The sequence below is a fragment of the Micromonospora sp. NPDC003776 genome, from assembly GCF_053605645.1.
The window spans coordinates 21011-37029 of sequence record NZ_JBSGJR010000013.1 but is presented as its reverse complement, the minus strand read 5'-3'; the positions used below and the strand labels follow the sequence as shown (position 1 = coordinate 37029).

Sequence of the window (16019 nt, the reverse complement as noted above, 5' to 3'; positions counted from 1 at the left end):
TCCGTACCGATGTAGTTGTGGTTGAGCATCCGGGCCTCTTCCTGGGCCAGGACGACAACCCGTCGCGCTCGGTCGGTGAACCGCTCGAACATGCCCTCGTGCTCCTCACGTGCCGTGCGCCTTGATGGTCAAGATCTTGGCGGGGCCGGTGCGCGGACGTCCGGGACGGGCGTCCGTGCCTCCTTACTCTATCGCCGCGGACCGACTCCGCTGAGGTCGTGTGTCCTCGCGAATGGCGGTTCACGCGTCGTTTCTGACAACCGTCCGCGCTCAGGAGGTGTTCCGGTACCCCTGCCTGTACGCGCAGAGCGAAATTCGACCGTCGGGGGAAAAGGCCGGTCGTGACCTCCCGGGCGATACCCGGACCCATCGGCGGGCGGCTTCGCTGCCGACCGTCGGTCATCCACAGGGTGTGGATGGAATTTCCACTGCCTGTGGACAACTACCGCCCGCCCCGGTTTCTTCCCGGTCCCGCGGCGCTCTTCCGACGGCGGGGTGGGGACAGCCGACCCCGGCGGGGCGGACCGGACAGACGACGCGTCCGGGCGGAAACGGCGACGCCGGCCCGGAGTCGCACTCCGGTCCGGCGTCGGTGTCGCGCGTACGAGCGGGTCGGGTCAGTGGCCCGCCTTCGCGTGGTACTCGTCGACGATCTCCTGCGGGATCCGGCCCCGGTCGGAGATGTCCTTCCCGGCCTTCTTGGCCCAGGCCCGGATGGCCTTGTTCTGCTCGCGGTCGGCGGTCGCGCCGCCCCGGCCCCGCGCGGCCCGGCCACCCACGACCACCCCGCCACGACCGACCTTGTTCCCGTGCGCGATGTACGGAGCGAATACGTCGCGCAATTTTTCAGCGTTGGAAGCGGAGAGGTCGATCTCGTACTGCACACCGTCGAGCGCGAACTTGACGGTCTCGTCAGCGTCCCCGCCGTCCAGGTCATCGACCAGCTTGTGAATGATCTGCTTGGCCACGTCCCACATTCCTTTCGAGCAGGGTTGTGCTCCTGCAATACAGGAGCACAATAACCCGCCCGATGCTTGCCGCGTCAATAGGTTCCGGTAACGACCCGGAGACGGTGTCGTGCTACTCCGGCCGGACCAACGGGAACAGGATCGTTTCCCGAATTCCGAGGCCGGTCAGCGCCATCAGAAGGCGGTCGATTCCCATTCCCATACCGCCGGCCGGCGGCATTCCGTACTCCATCGCCCGGAGAAAGTCCTCGTCCAGTCGCATGGCCTCGTCGTCACCGCGCGCGGCGAGCTGCGCCTGGGCCACCAGCCGCTCCCGCTGCACCACCGGGTCGACCAGCTCGGAGTACGCGGTGCCCAGCTCGAAGCCGAGGACGTAGAGGTCCCACTTCTCGGCCAACCCCGGCTCGCTGCGGTGTGCCCGGGTCAGCGGGCTGGTCTCCTCCGGGTAGTCGAGGACGAAGGTGGGCGCCTGGAGCGACGGCACGACCAACTCCTCGAAAAGTTCCTCGGCGAGCTTGCCCGGGCCCCACTTCGGGTCGACGGAGAGCCCGACCTTGTCCGCGTACTCGACCAGGCGGGACTTTTCGGTGCGGACGGTGACCTCCTCGCCGAGCGCCTCGGAAAGGACACCGAAGAGCGTGACCGAGCGCCACTCGCCGCCCAGGTCGAACTCGCGGCCGTCGGCGTGGGTGACCACGGTCGAGCCGCCGACCGCGATCGCGGCCTGCTGCACCAGATTTCGGGTCAGCTCGGCCATCGTGTTGTAGTCGCCGTACGCCTGGTAGGCCTCGAGCATCGCGAACTCCGGCGAGTGCGAAGAGTCGATGCCCTCATTACGGAAGTTGCGGTTGATCTCGAAGACCCGGTCGACGCCACCGACCACGGCACGCTTCAGAAACAGTTCCGGCGCGATTCGCAGATACAGATCGGTGTTGAGCGCATTGCTGTGGGTCACGAATGGGCGGGCCGCGGCGCCACCGTGCAGCAACTGCAGCATGGGCGTCTCGACCTCGATGAAGTCCTGGGCGTGCAGGGTGTCCCGCAGGCTGCGCACCGCGGTCGCCCGGGTACGCACCATCTGCCGCGCCTGCGGGCGGACCACCAGGTCCACGTACCGCTGGCGGACCCGGGCCTCCTCGCTCAGCGGCTTGTGCGCCACGGGCAGCGGGCGGAGCGCCTTGGCGGTGACCGCCCACTCCTCGACCAGCACCGACAGCTCACCGCGCCGGCTGGTGATCACCTCGCCGGTGACCCCGACGTGGTCGCCCAGGTCGACCAGGCGCTTCCAGTCGTCCAGCCGCTCCGCGCCGACCCGGTCGAGCGAGAGCATGGCCTGCAGTTCGGTGCCGTCGCCGTCGCGCAGGGTGGCGAAGCAGAGCTTGCCGGTGTTGCGGACGAAGATCACCCGGCCGGTGACCGAGACCCGGTCGCCGGTGGCGGTGTCGGTGGGCAGGTCGGCGTACCGCTCCCGGATCCTGGCCAGGGTGGTGGTCCGGGGAAAACCGATCGGGTACGGCTCGACGCCCTCGGCGAGCATCCGGTCCCGCTTCTCCCGGCGGACCTTCATCTGCTCCGGAAGGTCGTCGGCGGGGTCCACTGGCAGGGCGTTCTGCTCGGTCACGGCAGCTTCCTCAGACTTGGCGACAATATCGGCGGGTCAGCCCATGAGCGTACTCAAGCGCCCTGCTGGCCGTTACGGGATAACCTGCCGCCCATGACGGACCCCACTCACGCGCTGTCCTTCGGCGTGGCCGCCGCCGAGTACGACCGGTTCCGCCCCCGCTATCCCGAGGACGCGCTGCGCTGGGCGCTCGACGGGCTGCCCGCCCCGGCCCGGGTGGTGGACCTGGGCGCGGGGACCGGCATCCTCAGCCGGGGCGTACTGGAACTCGGCCACGAGGTCGTACCGGTGGAGCCGGATCCGGGGATGCGGGCGCAACTGGCCGTCGCCACCCCGGGCACGACGGCGCTGGCCGGCAGCGCCGAGGCGGTGCCGCTGCCGGACGGGTCGGCGGACGCGGTGCTGGTCGGGCAGGCCTACCACTGGTTCGACCGGGAGCGGGCGCATCCCGAGATCGCCCGCGTGCTCCGGCCGGGCGGCACCTTCGCCCCGATCTGGAACACCCGCGACGAGCGGGTCGACTGGGTGGCCGAGCTGACCCGGATCGCCCACCTCGGTGACAACGCGGGCAGCGTGGTGGAGAAGTACGGCGACTTCGGCCCCGCCTTCGAGCCGATGGAGCTGGGCGAATTCGCGCACACCACGACACTCACCCCCGACGAGGTGGTCGCCATGCTGCACACCCGCTCCTACTGGCTCACCGCCACGCCGAGCGAGCAGGAGCGGATCGACCAGGGACTGCGAGACCTCTTCGACAGCCACCCGGAGCTGGCGGGGAGGGACAGCGTCGAACTTCCCTACCGCACGTTCGTCTTCCGCGCCGGACGGCGCTGAGCCACGAGGATCAGGTGTTCCGCTCGTACACCATCCGCAGGCCGATGAGGGTGATCATCGGCTCGTGATGGGTGATCGTCCGGCACTCGCTGAGCACGAGGGACGCCAGCCCGCCGGTGGCGATCACCGCCTTCACCTCGCCCAGTTCCTCGGTCATCCGCTCGACGATCCGGTCCACCTGGCCGGCGAAGCCGAAGTAGAGGCCGGCCTGGAGGCACTCCACGGTGTTCTTGCCGACCACCGAGCGCGGCTTCGTCGCCTCCACCTTGCGAAGCTGGGCGGCACGGGCGGCGAGCGCGTCGAAGGAGATCTCGATGCCCGGGGCGAACGCGCCGCCGAGGAACTCGCCCCGACCGCTGATCACGTCGAAGTTGGTGGTGGTGCCGAAGTCCACCACGATCGAGGGCCCGCCGTAGAGGGTGTACGCGGCCAGCGTGTTCACCACCCGGTCCGCGCCCACCTCCTTCGGGTTGTCGATGGCGAGCTGCACCCCGGTGCGTACCCCGGGCTCGACGATCACGCTGGGCAGGTCCGCGTAGTAGCGGGACAGCATGGTGCGCAGCGAGCGCAGCGCGGCCGGCACCGTCGAGCAGGCGGCCACCCCGGTGATCTCCACGGCGTCACCGGCGAGCAGCCCGCGGAACATCAGACCCAGCTCGTCCGCCGTGGACCGGGCGTCGGTCTTGATCCGCCAGGAGTGCACCAGCTTGTCGCCGTCGAAGGTCGCCAGCACGGTGTTGGTGTTTCCGATGTCGATGCAGAGCAGCACGACCGCAGCCTAGACAACCCGCGACGGGGCGGGCGCGCAGCGCCCGACGAACCGTATCCTTGACCCGTCACGGTATAAACAATTCTCTATCCCGGCACGGCCCGACGGGGAGCGGACATGTCGAGGATGTGGTGGATACGCGGCCGTAACGCCCTGCACCGGCGCCGGCGGCACGTGCTGGTGCTGGCCGCGCTGGCCGGCGGCGCGCTGTGGATGATCGTCCAGGCCTGGCGGTCCGAGCGGCGCGACGGGCAGACCTTCCTCGGCGACCTCTACCTCAACGTCGGCGCCGCGCTGGTCATGACCCTGCTGACCTATCTGGTGCTCAACCCGCTCTTCCGCGAGCTCCAGACGGCCACCATCATCGAGCACCCCCGCCTCGACCGGGACGCGCTGATCCAGCGGGTCGCGCAGTCCCGGGAGATCGTGGCGATCCTGGAGACCTTCACCAGCATGCTGGAGAGCCCCTACACGCCGCGCTTCCTGGCCGCGCTGCGGTCCGCGCTCGCCAACGGCGCGACGGTCAAGGTGCTGCTGCTCGACCCGGACTCACCCGCCGTCCGGTTGCGCGCCGAGGAGCTGCGCCGGGCCGACACCGCCATCGCGATCATGAACAACCTCTACCACTTCGGCCGGCTCCAGCAGCAGCTCGCGTCCGCCGACCGGTCCCGGCTCCAGGTACGCACCTACGTCACCGCCCCCTCGGTGCAGATGTACCGCTGGGACCACAAGGCCTTCATCTCGTTCTTCCCGGTCACCGGCAAGACCTTCGACGCCCAGCAACTGGAGGCGTTCGTCTCCACGCCGCTCGGCGAGTTCGTCGACGACCGGTTCACCGAGCTGTGGGAGACCGCGCCGATCGGCGACCTCGACGCCTGCCTCGCCGTGGACGTGTGCCTGCGACGCGGCGACGTCGAGCTGGAGTCCTGCGAGGCCCGCTACGTCCGCGTCGACGGCACCTGGTACATAGCCGGCACCGACCTGGTCCGCAACGTGGCGCGGCACGGGCTGGCCGGGCTGACCGTGGTGCTGGACCGCGCGGAGGTGGACGGTCAGGCGTACGCCCTCGGCGAGGCGGACGAGCTGGAACCCGAGGTCTATCACCGGGCGCTCCAGCTCTTCCGGGCCAAGTACGGCCTGGACGCCCGGGACGGCACCGAGAACCAGGTCATCTTCAACCTGGTTCCGGCCGCCACGCTCACCACGCGGCTGACCTGACCCTCACTCCTCCCGGAGGTCCAGGGCGATGTCCAGGATCGGCGAGGAGTGGGTCAGCGCGCCCACCGAGAGGAAGTCGACGCCGGTCGCGCCGTACTCGGCCGCCACCGGCAGGGTCAGGCCGCCGGTCGCCTCCAGCTCGGCCCGGTCACCGACCGCGGCCACCACCTCGCGCAGCTGCGCCGGGGTCATGTTGTCCAGCAGCAGGAAGTCGGCCCCGGCCTCGACCGCCTCCACCGCCTCGGCCAGGGTGTCCACCTCGACCTGCACCGGCACGTCCGGGAACGCCTCCCGGACCCGCCGGTAGGCGGCCCCGATCCCGCCCGCGGCGACCTTGTGGTTGTCCTTGATCATGGCCACGTCGTGCAGGCCCATCCGCTTGTTGGTGCCGCCGCCGGCCCGCACCGCGTACTTCTCCAGGGCGCGCAGGCCGGGCGTGGTCTTGCGGGTGTCGAGCACGGTCGCCTTCGTGCCGGCCAGGGCGTCGGCCCAGGCCCGGGTGTGGGTGGCCACCCCGGACATCCGGCAGAGCAGGTTGAGCGCGGTGCGCTCCGCGGTGAGCAGCAGCCGGGTCGGGCCGGTCACGGTGGCCAGCACGTCGCCGCGCGCCACCCGCTGCCCGTCGTGGGCCACCAGCGACACCTCGACCGTACGGTCCGCCCCGGTCACCTCGCCCACCAGCTCGAACACGGCAGCGGCCACCGGCAGCCCGGCCACCACGCCGGTCTCCCGGGCGACCAGGTCAGCGGTGTCGTTCTGCGCCTCCGGGATGGTCGCGACGCTGGTGACGTCGAGGAAGTCGGGACCCAGGTCCTCGGCGAACGCGTCGACGATCACCCGCCGCACCTGTTCCGGGTCCAGGCCACCGTCCCGCAGCGCCCGCTCCGTCGACTCCCTCATCCCTGTTCCTCCATCGTTCGCGACTGCGGGGCGCGCAGCAGCGGCTCGCTCTTCGCCCTCATCGGGCCTCCCAGCGCTCGGTCAGCCGGCGCTCCGCCCCGATGCCGCCGACGAGGTGGCCCAGCCAGCGGTCGTCGGCGGTCGGGAAGTCCTCCCGCCAGTGGCAGCCCCGGGTCTCCCGGCGGGCGTACGCGGCGGCGACCAGCGCCGACGCCACGGTGATCAGGTTGGTCGCCTCCCAGTCGGCGGTGCGCGGCGCGCCCCGGCCCTGCCCCAGCTCGGTCAACGTGCCGGCGGTGCCGGCCAGGGTCTCCGCCGAGCGGAGCACCCCCGCGCCGCGGGTCATCGCCCGTTGCAGGGCCGGCGTGCCTCCGGCCGGCACCAGCCAGCCCTGGCCGCCCACCCAGGCGCCGGTCTCCGCCGGCCGGGCCTGCTCGGGCAGCCCGGCCGCGATGTCCTCGGCGATCCGGCGGGAGAAGACCAGCCCCTCCAGCAGTGAGTTGCTGGCCAGCCGGTTCGCGCCGTGCACGCCGGTGCAGGCCACCTCGCCGCAGGCGTACAGGCCGGGGATGGAGGTGCGGCCGCGCAGGTCGGTACGGACGCCGCCGGAGGCGTAGTGGGCGGCCGGGGCGACCGGGATCAGGTCGGTGGCCGGGTCCACGCCGATGGCCAGGCAGGAGGCGACGATGGTCGGGAACCGCCCGGCCAGGAAGTCCCCGCCGAGGTGGCGCGCGTCCAGCCAGACGTGGTCCGCGCCGGTGGCCAGCAGCACCCGGTGGATGCCCTTGGCGACCACGTCCCGGGGGGCCAGCTCGGCCAGCTCGTGCTGGCCGACCATGAACCGCTTGCCGTCGCCGTCGACCAGGTGGGCGCCCTCGCCGCGCAGCGCCTCGGAGACCAGCGGCTGCTGGGCCAGCCCGGCACCGGGGCCGCCGGCCGGCACGATCAGCGCGGTCGGATGGAACTGGACGAACTCCACGTCGGTGACCGCCGCGCCGGCCCGCATGGCCAGCGCCACCCCGTCGCCGGTGGAGACCGCCGGGTTGGTGGTGGCCGCGAAGACCTGACCCATGCCGCCGGTGGCCAGCACCACCGCCCGGGCCAGGATCGCCCCCACGCCGTCCTCGCTGCCCTCGCCCAGCACGTGCAGGGTGATGCCGCAGGCCGGACCGAGCCCGTCCGGGCCGTCGCCGGGGGCGCGCAGCAGGTCCAGGACCAGCGCGTGCTCGACCAGCCGGATCCACGGGTCGCGGTGGACCGCGGCGTGCAGCGCCCGCTGCACCTCGGCCCCGGTGGCGTCACCGCCGGCGTGCACGATCCGGTCGGCCCGGTGGCCGCCCTCCCTGGTGAGCATCAGCGAGCCGTCCGGGTGGCGGTCGAACTCCGCGCCGAGCCGCATCAGCTCGCGCAGCCGGGTCGGGCCCTCCTCCACCAGCACCCGGACCGCCGCCGGGTCGCACAGCCCCACCCCGGCCACCTCGGTGTCGTGCGCGTGCGCGGCCGGGGTGTCGGCCGGGTCGAGCACGGCGGCGATGCCGCCCTGCGCCCAGCGGGTGGAGCCCTCGTCCATGTCGACCTTGGTGACCACCGTGACGTGCAGCCCCGCCTCGCGCAGGTGCAGCGCGGCGGTGAGCCCGGCGACCCCGGAACCGACCACGATCACGTCGGTGGTCTCCACCCAACCGGGGGCGGGCGCGGCGAGCAGCCGGGGCAGGGCCGGCAGTTCCACGGTCGGAAGGTCCATGGGCACAGTCAACCCGAACGCCTCTCATCCCGGGCGGCGGGGGCGGGACGAGTGGTTTCGGCTACCTCGTCCGGACCGGCAGGCCGGCCGGGCCGGCGCCCTTGAGCGAGGCGGTCACCGTCCGGCCGGTGAGCCACAGGTAGCAGCGGACGCCCCGGTCACCGGCGGCCCAGCGGCCGGCGCCGGGTGGGCGTACCACCACGCCGCTGCGGAAGCGCAGGATCGGGTCGTCCGGCACGCCCACGTACCTCGCCAGGGCCGTGTTGCAGCCGGTGTAGAGCGGGGACCACTCGGCGTCCTTCGTCGGGTACGGCCGGTCCGGCGCCGCCCACACCCCGACGAACTCGGCGTCGTGCGGGGTCCGGCAGTCCACCGGCGTGAGGGTGCGCGCCCGGGCGTCCCCACCGGTGCGCTGGCAGCCCAGCCGCAGCGGCGAGGGCCCCTTGAGCGCGTCCCGCAGGCTGCCCGTACGCAGCACCACCCGGGCCGCCACCTCGACCGTGGTCAGCTCGCTCAGGTCACACCGGTACCAGCGGGAGCCGGCCGCCCAGCCGGGAGCGGTGGGCAGGGCCACAACCAGCCGGAGCCGGCCGGCCCGCCAGTTGTCGCCCAGGTACCCGCTGGCGCGGTTGTCGCAGTCGGCGAACGCGGTCCGCAACTCGGCGGAGCCGACGGCCGGCGGCGTGGGCCGGTCGACGGTGAAGGCGCCCACGTGCACCGTCTCCACCCGGTGCGGCAGATCGCAGCCGACCGGCGCGTAGCCGGCCAGGCCGACGGTCGGGGTGAAGTCGGCCACCTGGCAGACCCCGGCCGCCGGGGTGAAGGCGCCGGCCGGCGGCAGGGCGCGCCAGTCGTCGGTGAGGTCCCCGTCCAGCCCGTGGGTGGCGGCGCAGCCGGCCAGCACCACCCCCGTCACCAGCGCGGCGACCAGACCCGCCATCGCACGCCGCATCGCGGCCTCCCCCAGCCCACCACCGTCGATCCCGACGGCCCGCTCAGGGTAGCCGTAGCCGACCTCCCGGTGACAGACCGCGATCCCCGGCCCACCCCACGCGATCTTGCAGTTGCCGCCCGGGCATTCCGGTCATTCCGCCTCAGGAGGGCGGCCGGAAGTGCAAGATCGCCGGGGGCGCGGGTCAGGAGACGGCGGCGGCGAACGGGTTGGGGATGGGGTCGCCGGCGGTGCCGGGGGCGGCGGTGGTGGGGTCGGTGGAGAGGTCCACGACCCTGTTGTCGGCGTCGACGTGCACCACCTTCGGCTGGTAGGTGCGCGCCTCGGCGTCGTCCATCTGCCCGTACGAGATGAGGATGACCAGGTCACCGGGGTGCACCAGGTGGGCGGCGGCGCCGTTGATGCCGATCACGCCGCTGCCCCGCCGCCCCGGGATCACGTACGTCTCCAGCCGCGCCCCGTTGGTGATGTCCACGATCGCCACCTGCTCGCCGGGGAGCAGGTCGGCCGCGTCGAGCAGGTCCTCGTCCACGGTCACCGAGCCGACGTAGTGCAGGTCGGCCTGGGTCACCGTGGCCCGGTGGATCTTCGACTTGAGCATGGTCCGGAACATCGGGTGCCTTTCCAGAGGAACAAGAAGGGGTCAGGAACGCGGGGCGAGCCGGATCGCCGCGTTGTCGATCAGGCGGGTGGCGCCGACCCACGCCGCGATCAGCAGCCGGGCCGGGCCGGCGACCGGACCCGGCTCCAGGTCGGCGTCGGTGAGCACCAGGTAGTCGAGGCGGGCGCCGGGCGTACCGGAGTCGAAGCCCCGGTGGGCGGCGGCCAGCACCGCACCCGCGTCCGCCCCCCGGTCGGCGGCGTCGGCCCCGGCCCGCAGCGCGGCGGAGAGGCTCAGCGCCACCCGGCGCTCCTCGGCGGAGAGGTAGCGGTTGCGCGAGGAGAGGGCCAGGCCGTCCGGCTCGCGTACGGTCGGCACGCCGACGATCTCCACCGGCACGTCCAGGTCGCGGACCATCCGCCGGACCAGGGTCAGCTGCTGGTAGTCCTTCTCGCCGAAGAAGGCCAGGTCGGGGCGGGTGAGCTGGAGCAGCTTCAGGACCACGGTGAGCACCCCGTGGAAGAAGCCGGGCCGGCTCAGCCCCTCCAGGTCCTCGCCGAGCGGGCCCGGGTTGACCCGGACGCGGGGCTGGCCGTCCGGGTACATGTCGGCCACCGCCGGGGCGAAGACGACGTCCGCGCCGGCCCGCCGGCAGACCTCCAGGTCGGCGTCGAGGGTGCGCGGGTACCGGTCGAAGTCCTCATTCGGGCCGAACTGGAGCGGATTCACGAAGATCGTGACAATCACGTGGTCGGCCTGCTCCCGGGCGGCCCGCAGCAGCGTCTCGTGCCCGGAGTGCAGCGCGCCCATGGTCATCACCACGCCGACCCGGCCGGTCAGGCCGTCCCGCGCGGCCGCCAGCTCCTTGCGCGTGTGCACCAGCTCCGTCATCAGGCCGCCACCTCCATCCCACTCAGCACGTCCAGCAGCGACTCCGCGTCCGCCGGGCGCAGCCGGCCGGCCGCGATCGCCCGATCCGCCGTCCGTCTGGCCAACGCCAGGTAGGGGGGCACGGATTCCGGCGCGGTCGCCGCCAGCCGCTCGAGGTGCCGGCGTACGGTGCCCGCGTCGCCCCGGGACACCGGGCCGGTGAGCGCGTCGTCACCGAGCCGTAGGGCGTTCTCCAGGGCGGCCCGCAGCAGCGGGGCGAGCACCTTCTCCGGCCGGTCCACCCCGGCGTCGCGCAGCCGGTCGGCGGCCTCGTTGACCAGGGTCACCAGGTGGTTCGCGCCGTGCGCCAGGGCCGCGTGGTAGAGCGACCGGTCGCCCTCGGCCACCCACTCCGGCACGCCGCCCAAATCGGCGGCCAGGCGGGCGGCGAACGGGCGCAGCTCGGCCGGGGCGGTCACCCCGTAGGAGATGCCGGTGAGCCGGGTGAGGTCGTCCGGCGTACCGGTGAAGGTCATCGCGGGGTGCAGCGCGAGCGGCCGGGCGCCGACGGCGGCGGACGGGGCGAGGACGTGCAGCCCGTGCGCGCCGGAGGTGTGCGCGACGACCTGGCCGGGCCGCAGCGCACCGGCCGTGGCCAGCTTGGCGACCACGTCGGCGAGGGCGTCGTCGGGGACCGCCACGATCAGCAGGTCGGTGGCGGCCCGGGCGACGGCGGCCGCGGCGCGGTTCGGGGTCTGCGGCAGCAGCAGGGCCAGCCGGGCCTTGGCGGCCCCGGAGCGGCCGGAGACGGCGACCACCCGGTGGCCGGCGGCGGCGAGGGCCGCGCCGAGCACGGCACCGACCCGGCCGGCGCCGATAACGCCGACGGTGAGGATGCGCGGGAAGGCGAGCGGGGCGTCGGCGGACCCGCGCGGGGCGGCCGGACGCGGGCGCAGCGGTGCGCTCATGGCAATCGATCCAGTCCTCGAAGGGGGTACCGGTCGATCGCAAGTATGCGCCGGGGCCACGGAGCCGGAACAAGCATGTGTGAAAACCTTCACCGGCCGCCCCGAAGTGGTTTCAACGGCCACCGCGGGTGTCGGCCCGGGCGGCCGTTCCGGGGACCCGTACCGTCGGCGGGTGACCTCCACCGAGCGGCTGCCCTGGCGGGTGGCGATGGACCGGGCGCTCTACGGTCCCGACGGCTTCTTCGTCACGGGGGCGGGCCCGGCCGCCCACTTCCGCACCAGCGTCCACGCCTCCCCGGTGTTCTCCTCCTGCCTGTCCCGCCTTCTTGCCCGCCTCGATCGCGAACTCGGCCACCCCGCTCGGTTCGACGTGGTGGATGTGGGTGCTGGTCAGGGGGAGCTGTTGCGGTCGTTGTCGGTCGCCGTGGGGGTTTCGGGGGAGCCCACCCGCTCCGGGCGGTCAGGCTTGATCCCTCCGCGCGCGGGCTCCCCGGAAACCCTGCCCACCACGGCCGCCGTCCGGCCGTCGCCCTTCACCGACTCGGCCTCCGCCGGCAACCCGGCCGCCGCCCCGGTTCCGCTCGCCGATCGGGTACGGCTCACCGCGGTCGAACGGGCACCCCGTCCGGAGGACCTGCCGGCGGAGATCCACTGGACTTCGGAGATCCCGCAGGGGATCACCGGACTGCTGGTGGCCACCGAGTGGCTGGACAACGTGCCGCTGGACCTGGCGGTGTGGGCCGGCGACGGCTGGCGCTACCTGCTGGTGGACCCGGCCACAGCCGAGGAGTCGACAGGTGACCCGCTGACCCCCGAGGACGCCACCTGGCTCGACCACTGGTGGCCCACCCCGACCCCGGCCGCCGGCCCGCTCGGGTTGATTAAGGAGTTTGCGTCGGAATCGGGGCCGGAACCAGACGCAAACTCCTTGATCAACGCGTCCTGGCACCGGGTGGAGATCGGGCGGGGGCGGGACGAGGCGTGGGCCGGTGCGGTGAAACGCCTCGACCGGGGGTTGGCGGTGGCGGTGGACTACGGGCATCTGCGGGCTTCCCGGCCGGTGGGCGGGACGTTGACCGGGTACCGGGGTGGGCGGCAGGTGCCGCCGGTGCCGGACGGATCGTGCGACGTGACCGCGCACGTCGCCATGGACTCGGTCGCCTCCGCGGGCGAGCGGGCCGCGCGGTGCGCGTACCACCTGATCTCGCAGCGGGAGGCGCTGCGGGCGCTCGGGGCCGACGGCGGCCGACCCCCGCTGAGCCTGGCCTCCCGCGACCCGGCCGGCTACCTGCGGGCGCTGGCCGCCGCCTCGGCGGTGGCCGAGCTGACCGACCCGGCCGGGCTCGGCGGGCACTGGTGGCTGCTGCAACCGGTCGGCGTCACGGTCGATGCCGTCATGGCACGATGACGGACATGACCACGGACGCCGCCGACCTCCGCGAACTGACCGTCGGCACCGGCGCCGGCGGCGAGCAGCTCGGTGCCGACATGGTGCTGAACATCGGCCCGCAGCACCCCTCCACACACGGTGTGCTCCGGCTCAAGCTGGTGCTCGACGGCGAGCGGGTGGTCTCCGCCGAGCCGATCATCGGCTACATGCACCGCGGCGCGGAGAAGCTCTTCGAGGTACGCGACTACCGGCAGATCATCGTGCTGGCCAACCGGCACGACTGGCTCTCCGCCTTCTCCAATGAGCTGGGCGTGGTGCTCGCGGTGGAGCGGCTGATGGGCATGGAGGTGCCCGAGCGGGCCGTCTGGCTGCGGATGGCGCTCGCCGAGCTGAACCGGGTGCTCAACCACCTGATGTTCCTCGGCTCGTACCCACTGGAGATCGGCGCGATCACGCCGATGTTCTACGCGTTCCGGGAGCGGGAGACCATCCAGGCGGTGATGGAGGAGGTCTCCGGCGGCCGGATCCACTACATGTTCAACCGGGTGGGCGGGCTGAAGGAGGAGGTGCCGGCCGGCTGGACCGGGCGGGCCCGTGCGGCCATCGGCGAGGTCCGCCGCCGGATGCCCGACCTGGACAACCTGATCCGCCGCAACGAGATCTTCCTGGCCCGGACCGTCGGGGTCGGGGTGCTGTCGGCCGCCGACGCCGCCGCGTTCGGCGCCTCCGGGCCCGTCGCCCGGGCCTCCGGCCTGGACCTGGACCTCCGCCGGGACGAGCCCTACCTGGCGTACGACCAGCTCGACGTGCCGGTGGTGACCCGGACCACCGGGGACTGCCACGCGCGCTTCGAGGTGCTGCTCGACCAGGTGTACGCCTCGCTCGACCTCACCGAGCAGTGCCTGGACCGGGTGGACCGGCTCACCGGGCCGGTGAACACCCGGTTGCCCAAGGTGGTCAAGGCGCCCGAGGGGCACACCTACGCGTGGACCGAGAACCCGCTCGGGATCAACGGCTACTACCTGGTGTCCCGGGGCGAGAAGACCCCGTGGCGGCTCAAGCTGCGCACCGCCTCGTACGCGAACGTGCAGGCGCTGGCCACGCTGCTCCCGGGCTGCCTAGTGCCGGACCTGATCGCCATCCTCGGCTCGATGTTCTTCGTGGTCGGCGACATCGACAAGTGACCCGCCCCGCCCGGGTCGGCCGGTGCCCCCCGCCCCGGGTCGGGGCGGTGGCGCGGTCTGCGGCGTTCCGGGGTCACCGGGGCGCGGGATGCGCCGGAATGCGGAGTCGCACGCCGCGGGCCGCGCCCGGTCAGCGCCAGCGGTCGGCGGAACGGGCGCCGCCGGCCCGGGGCGTGTCGTCGCGCGGCGGGTAGCCGTACCGCTCGTCGCCGTACCGGACCGGCTCGGGGTCCGCCTGACGCCACTCGGGCTGGCCGCTGCGCTGCACCGGCGGCCGCCACTCGTCGGGTACGGGCACCCCGCCGGCCGGCAGCGCCGGGCGGCTCTCCTCCGCCCAGCCCGCGCCGTAGACGCCGCCCTGCTCGCGGCGCGGCTCCCCGGCCGATCCGCCGTGCTCGCGGCGCGGCTCACGGACCGCCGCCCAGCGGTCCTCCACCCGGTACTCGGTGCCACCGCCGTCGGCGTGCACCGCCGCCCGCCGCTCGCCGACCCGGACCTCCCGGCCGCGCTCGTCGTCCCGTACCGAGGCCCACCGGTTCCCGGAGCGCAGCTCGGACCAGTAGTCCCCGTCCGAGTCCGCGGCCTCGGCGGCCGGTGCCTCCGGAGCCCACGCCCGGGCGTACGCCGACGCCCAGCCCTTGCCCGGCCCGGCCCGGCCGGGCTCGTCCCGGTCGGCCTCGTCCGGGGCAGCCGACCAGGAGCGGTCGTCGCCCGAACCGGCCCGGCCGGCCCAGGAACCGTCGTCGGTCGGCCCAGCCGGCGGGTACGCGTGCTGCTCACCCGGCCCGGCCGACCAGCCCCGGTCGTCGCCGGCGTTCCGTGCGCCGGTCCACGAGTACTCCCGGCCCGCCGCGTCAGGATCCGCCGAGAACCGGTCCCCGTCCTCCCGAGGTCCACCCTGGCTGGACCGCCCCCGCTCCTCGCGCGAGCCGCCCTGCCCGGCCCACGGCCGGTCGTCCCGATCGTCACCCTGGCCGGCCCATGCACGGTCGTCCCGGCCGTCACCCTGGCCGGCCCATGCACGGTCGTCCCGGGCGGCGCCGTGGGCCTGGCGGCCCCGGTCCACTCCGGACCAGCCGCGGTCCTCGTCGGCGTCCCGGTAGCCGGATCGGGGCCGTTCCTCCGGCTCGGCGCCGCCGAACCCGCGCTCCTCCGCGGACCACCGGCCGGCGTATCCGCCGTAGCGGCCCGTCGCCGGGTCGGCACCGCCGTCCACGATGGTGTGCCGGGTGGTGACGTGCACCGTCTCGGTGTGGTGCACCACCCCGACCTGACGAGGGCCGGGCTCCGGCCGGGCGTCGGGCTCGGGAGCACGCGGGGCACCGTAGACCCCGCCCTGCGGCCGTTCGGTGCCGCCCGGGCGGGCCGGCCGCTCCGTGCCGTAGCGGGTGCCGGGCTGGCCGCGGTCGGACTCGTCGGCGTCGGTGCGGTAGCGGGTGCCGGGCTGCGGGTGGCGGTCGGACTCGTCCGCGCCACGCCGGTCGGCGGTCGGCTGCCCCCAGCCCGTCCCGCCCTGGCCGGGCCGGTCGTACCGGTCCTCGTACGGCTCCGGGGAGGGCACCCGGGCGCGGGCGGCCGACTCCTCGGCGGGCGCGGTGGTGAGGCCCGCGGCGGCGGCGATCCCGGCTGCGGCCGCGTCGAGCCGGCGACGCAGCGCGGTGACCGACTCCTCGGTCCGCTGCGCCTGGTCGAGCGCCTGGTTGCCGCGTTGCGCCGCGGCCACGATCTCGCCGCGCAACTCCCGGCGCAACTGCTCGAGTTCGTCCCGCAACTCCTCGGCGCCCGCGCTGCCGCCGCCATCCGGGCGCAGCGCGATGCTCAGGCCGATCAGCACCACGGCGAGGATCGCCAGCACCGCACCGAAACGCAGCGCACCGTTACCGTCCGCGACGAGGAGGATCAGGGCAGCCAGCGGCGCGAGCGCCACGCCGATCCAGAACAGGACGGTCAGTAGCGGAGTGCGCTTCTCGGCGGGCGCGACCGGAGCGGGCATGGCGGGC

Annotated in this window: 14 protein-coding genes; 4 read left to right on the top strand and 10 right to left on the bottom strand. The window is 73.7% G+C overall.

The window, feature by feature from the left end:
- Positions 1-617: 617 nt before the first annotated feature.
- Together ACWEVO_RS02550 and lysS are read right to left on the bottom strand one after the other, a co-directional pair.
- The gene (locus ACWEVO_RS02550; RefSeq protein ID WP_452305802.1) at positions 618-968 is read right to left on the bottom strand and encodes a histone-like nucleoid-structuring protein Lsr2; all 351 of its coding nucleotides are present in this window, start codon (positions 966-968) and stop codon (positions 618-620) included.
- Between the two features lie 112 nt (positions 969-1080).
- Positions 1081-2589 (bottom strand): lysine--tRNA ligase, encoded by a 1509-nt coding sequence (gene lysS, locus ACWEVO_RS02545; RefSeq protein ID WP_452305801.1) that lies wholly within the window; start codon positions 2587-2589, stop codon positions 1081-1083.
- 93 nt (positions 2590-2682) lie between these two features.
- Between lysS and ACWEVO_RS02540 the strand changes: the two genes are divergently transcribed.
- Entirely contained in the window at positions 2683-3423 is a 741-nt protein-coding gene (locus ACWEVO_RS02540; RefSeq protein WP_452305800.1) for a class I SAM-dependent methyltransferase, read from the top strand.
- A gap of 10 nt (positions 3424-3433) precedes the next feature.
- Here the strand turns inward: ACWEVO_RS02540 and ACWEVO_RS02535 are convergent, their stop codons facing one another.
- A complete protein-coding gene (locus ACWEVO_RS02535) occupies positions 3434-4192 on the bottom strand; it encodes a type III pantothenate kinase (protein WP_452305799.1) in 759 nt (252 codons plus the stop codon).
- A gap of 117 nt (positions 4193-4309) precedes the next feature.
- Here ACWEVO_RS02535 and ACWEVO_RS02530 point away from each other — a divergent pair, with 117 nt between their 5' ends.
- Complete coding sequence (locus ACWEVO_RS02530) at positions 4310-5410, top strand: hypothetical protein (protein WP_452305798.1); 1101 nt, start codon at positions 4310-4312, stop codon at positions 5408-5410.
- A 3-nt stretch (positions 5411-5413) separates the two neighbouring features.
- Here the strand turns inward: ACWEVO_RS02530 and nadC are convergent, their stop codons facing one another.
- The 6 genes from nadC to ACWEVO_RS02500 all read right to left on the bottom strand — a co-directional run bounded on the left by nadC (position 5414) and on the right by ACWEVO_RS02500 (position 11445).
- Positions 5414-6310 carry a carboxylating nicotinate-nucleotide diphosphorylase gene (gene nadC / locus ACWEVO_RS02525; RefSeq protein WP_452305797.1) on the bottom strand — a complete coding sequence of 299 codons (897 nt, stop codon included), beginning with the start codon at positions 6308-6310 and terminating at the stop codon, positions 5414-5416.
- A gap of 58 nt (positions 6311-6368) precedes the next feature.
- A complete protein-coding gene (locus ACWEVO_RS02520) occupies positions 6369-8054 on the bottom strand; it encodes an L-aspartate oxidase (RefSeq protein WP_452305796.1) in 1686 nt (561 codons plus the stop codon).
- A gap of 61 nt (positions 8055-8115) precedes the next feature.
- Positions 8116-9006: a septum formation family protein gene (locus tag ACWEVO_RS02515; protein ID WP_452305795.1), complete on the bottom strand. Its 891-nt coding sequence runs from the start codon at positions 9004-9006 to the stop codon at positions 8116-8118.
- A gap of 184 nt (positions 9007-9190) precedes the next feature.
- Complete coding sequence (gene panD / locus ACWEVO_RS02510; RefSeq protein ID WP_452305794.1) at positions 9191-9619, bottom strand: aspartate 1-decarboxylase; 429 nt, start codon at positions 9617-9619, stop codon at positions 9191-9193.
- A gap of 30 nt (positions 9620-9649) precedes the next feature.
- Entirely contained in the window at positions 9650-10498 is an 849-nt protein-coding gene (gene panC / locus ACWEVO_RS02505; RefSeq protein WP_452305793.1) for a pantoate--beta-alanine ligase, read from the bottom strand.
- Positions 10498-11445, bottom strand: a complete 948-nt coding sequence (locus ACWEVO_RS02500; protein WP_452305792.1) for a Rossmann-like and DUF2520 domain-containing protein — start codon at positions 11443-11445, stop codon at positions 10498-10500. The genes panC and ACWEVO_RS02500 overlap by 1 nt, the downstream gene beginning before the upstream one ends.
- Positions 11446-11653: 208 nt before the next feature.
- On the opposite strand from ACWEVO_RS02500, the gene ACWEVO_RS02495 reads away from it, so the two are divergent.
- Together ACWEVO_RS02495 and ACWEVO_RS02490 are read left to right on the top strand one after the other, a co-directional pair.
- Positions 11654-12853, top strand: coding sequence for an SAM-dependent methyltransferase (locus tag ACWEVO_RS02495; RefSeq protein WP_452305804.1), 1200 nt, complete (start codon positions 11654-11656; stop codon positions 12851-12853).
- Positions 12850-14019, top strand: coding sequence for an NADH-quinone oxidoreductase subunit D (locus ACWEVO_RS02490; protein ID WP_452305791.1), 1170 nt, complete (start codon positions 12850-12852; stop codon positions 14017-14019). The genes ACWEVO_RS02495 and ACWEVO_RS02490 overlap by 4 nt, the downstream gene beginning before the upstream one ends.
- A 130-nt stretch (positions 14020-14149) precedes the next feature.
- Here the strand turns inward: ACWEVO_RS02490 and ACWEVO_RS02485 are convergent, their stop codons facing one another.
- Positions 14150-16012 (bottom strand): hypothetical protein, encoded by a 1863-nt coding sequence (locus tag ACWEVO_RS02485; RefSeq protein ID WP_452305790.1) that lies wholly within the window; start codon positions 16010-16012, stop codon positions 14150-14152.
- Positions 16013-16019: the final 7 nt, after the last annotated feature.

What these genes read in the sequence shown, in the direction of transcription:
- ACWEVO_RS02500 (WP_452305792.1), bottom strand. Translation starts at nt 11,445, where the DNA reads ATGAGCGCACCGCTGCGCCCGCGTCCGGCCGCCCCGCGCGGGTCCGCC.
- ACWEVO_RS02490 (WP_452305791.1), top strand. Translation starts at nt 12,850, where the DNA reads ATGACGGACATGACCACGGACGCCGCCGACCTCCGCGAACTGACCGTC.
- ACWEVO_RS02530 (WP_452305798.1), top strand. Translation starts at nt 4,310, where the DNA reads ATGTCGAGGATGTGGTGGATACGCGGCCGTAACGCCCTGCACCGGCGC.
- panC (WP_452305793.1), bottom strand. Translation starts at nt 10,498, where the DNA reads ATGACGGAGCTGGTGCACACGCGCAAGGAGCTGGCGGCCGCGCGGGAC.
- ACWEVO_RS02520 (WP_452305796.1), bottom strand. Translation starts at nt 8,054, where the DNA reads ATGGACCTTCCGACCGTGGAACTGCCGGCCCTGCCCCGGCTGCTCGCC.
- ACWEVO_RS02495 (WP_452305804.1), top strand. Translation starts at nt 11,654, where the DNA reads ATGGACCGGGCGCTCTACGGTCCCGACGGCTTCTTCGTCACGGGGGCG.
- ACWEVO_RS02515 (WP_452305795.1), bottom strand. Translation starts at nt 9,006, where the DNA reads ATGCGGCGTGCGATGGCGGGTCTGGTCGCCGCGCTGGTGACGGGGGTG.
- ACWEVO_RS02540 (WP_452305800.1), top strand. Translation starts at nt 2,683, where the DNA reads ATGACGGACCCCACTCACGCGCTGTCCTTCGGCGTGGCCGCCGCCGAG.
- ACWEVO_RS02485 (WP_452305790.1), bottom strand. Translation starts at nt 16,012, where the DNA reads ATGCCCGCTCCGGTCGCGCCCGCCGAGAAGCGCACTCCGCTACTGACC.
- nadC (WP_452305797.1), bottom strand. Translation starts at nt 6,310, where the DNA reads ATGAGGGAGTCGACGGAGCGGGCGCTGCGGGACGGTGGCCTGGACCCG.
- panD (WP_452305794.1), bottom strand. Translation starts at nt 9,619, where the DNA reads ATGTTCCGGACCATGCTCAAGTCGAAGATCCACCGGGCCACGGTGACC.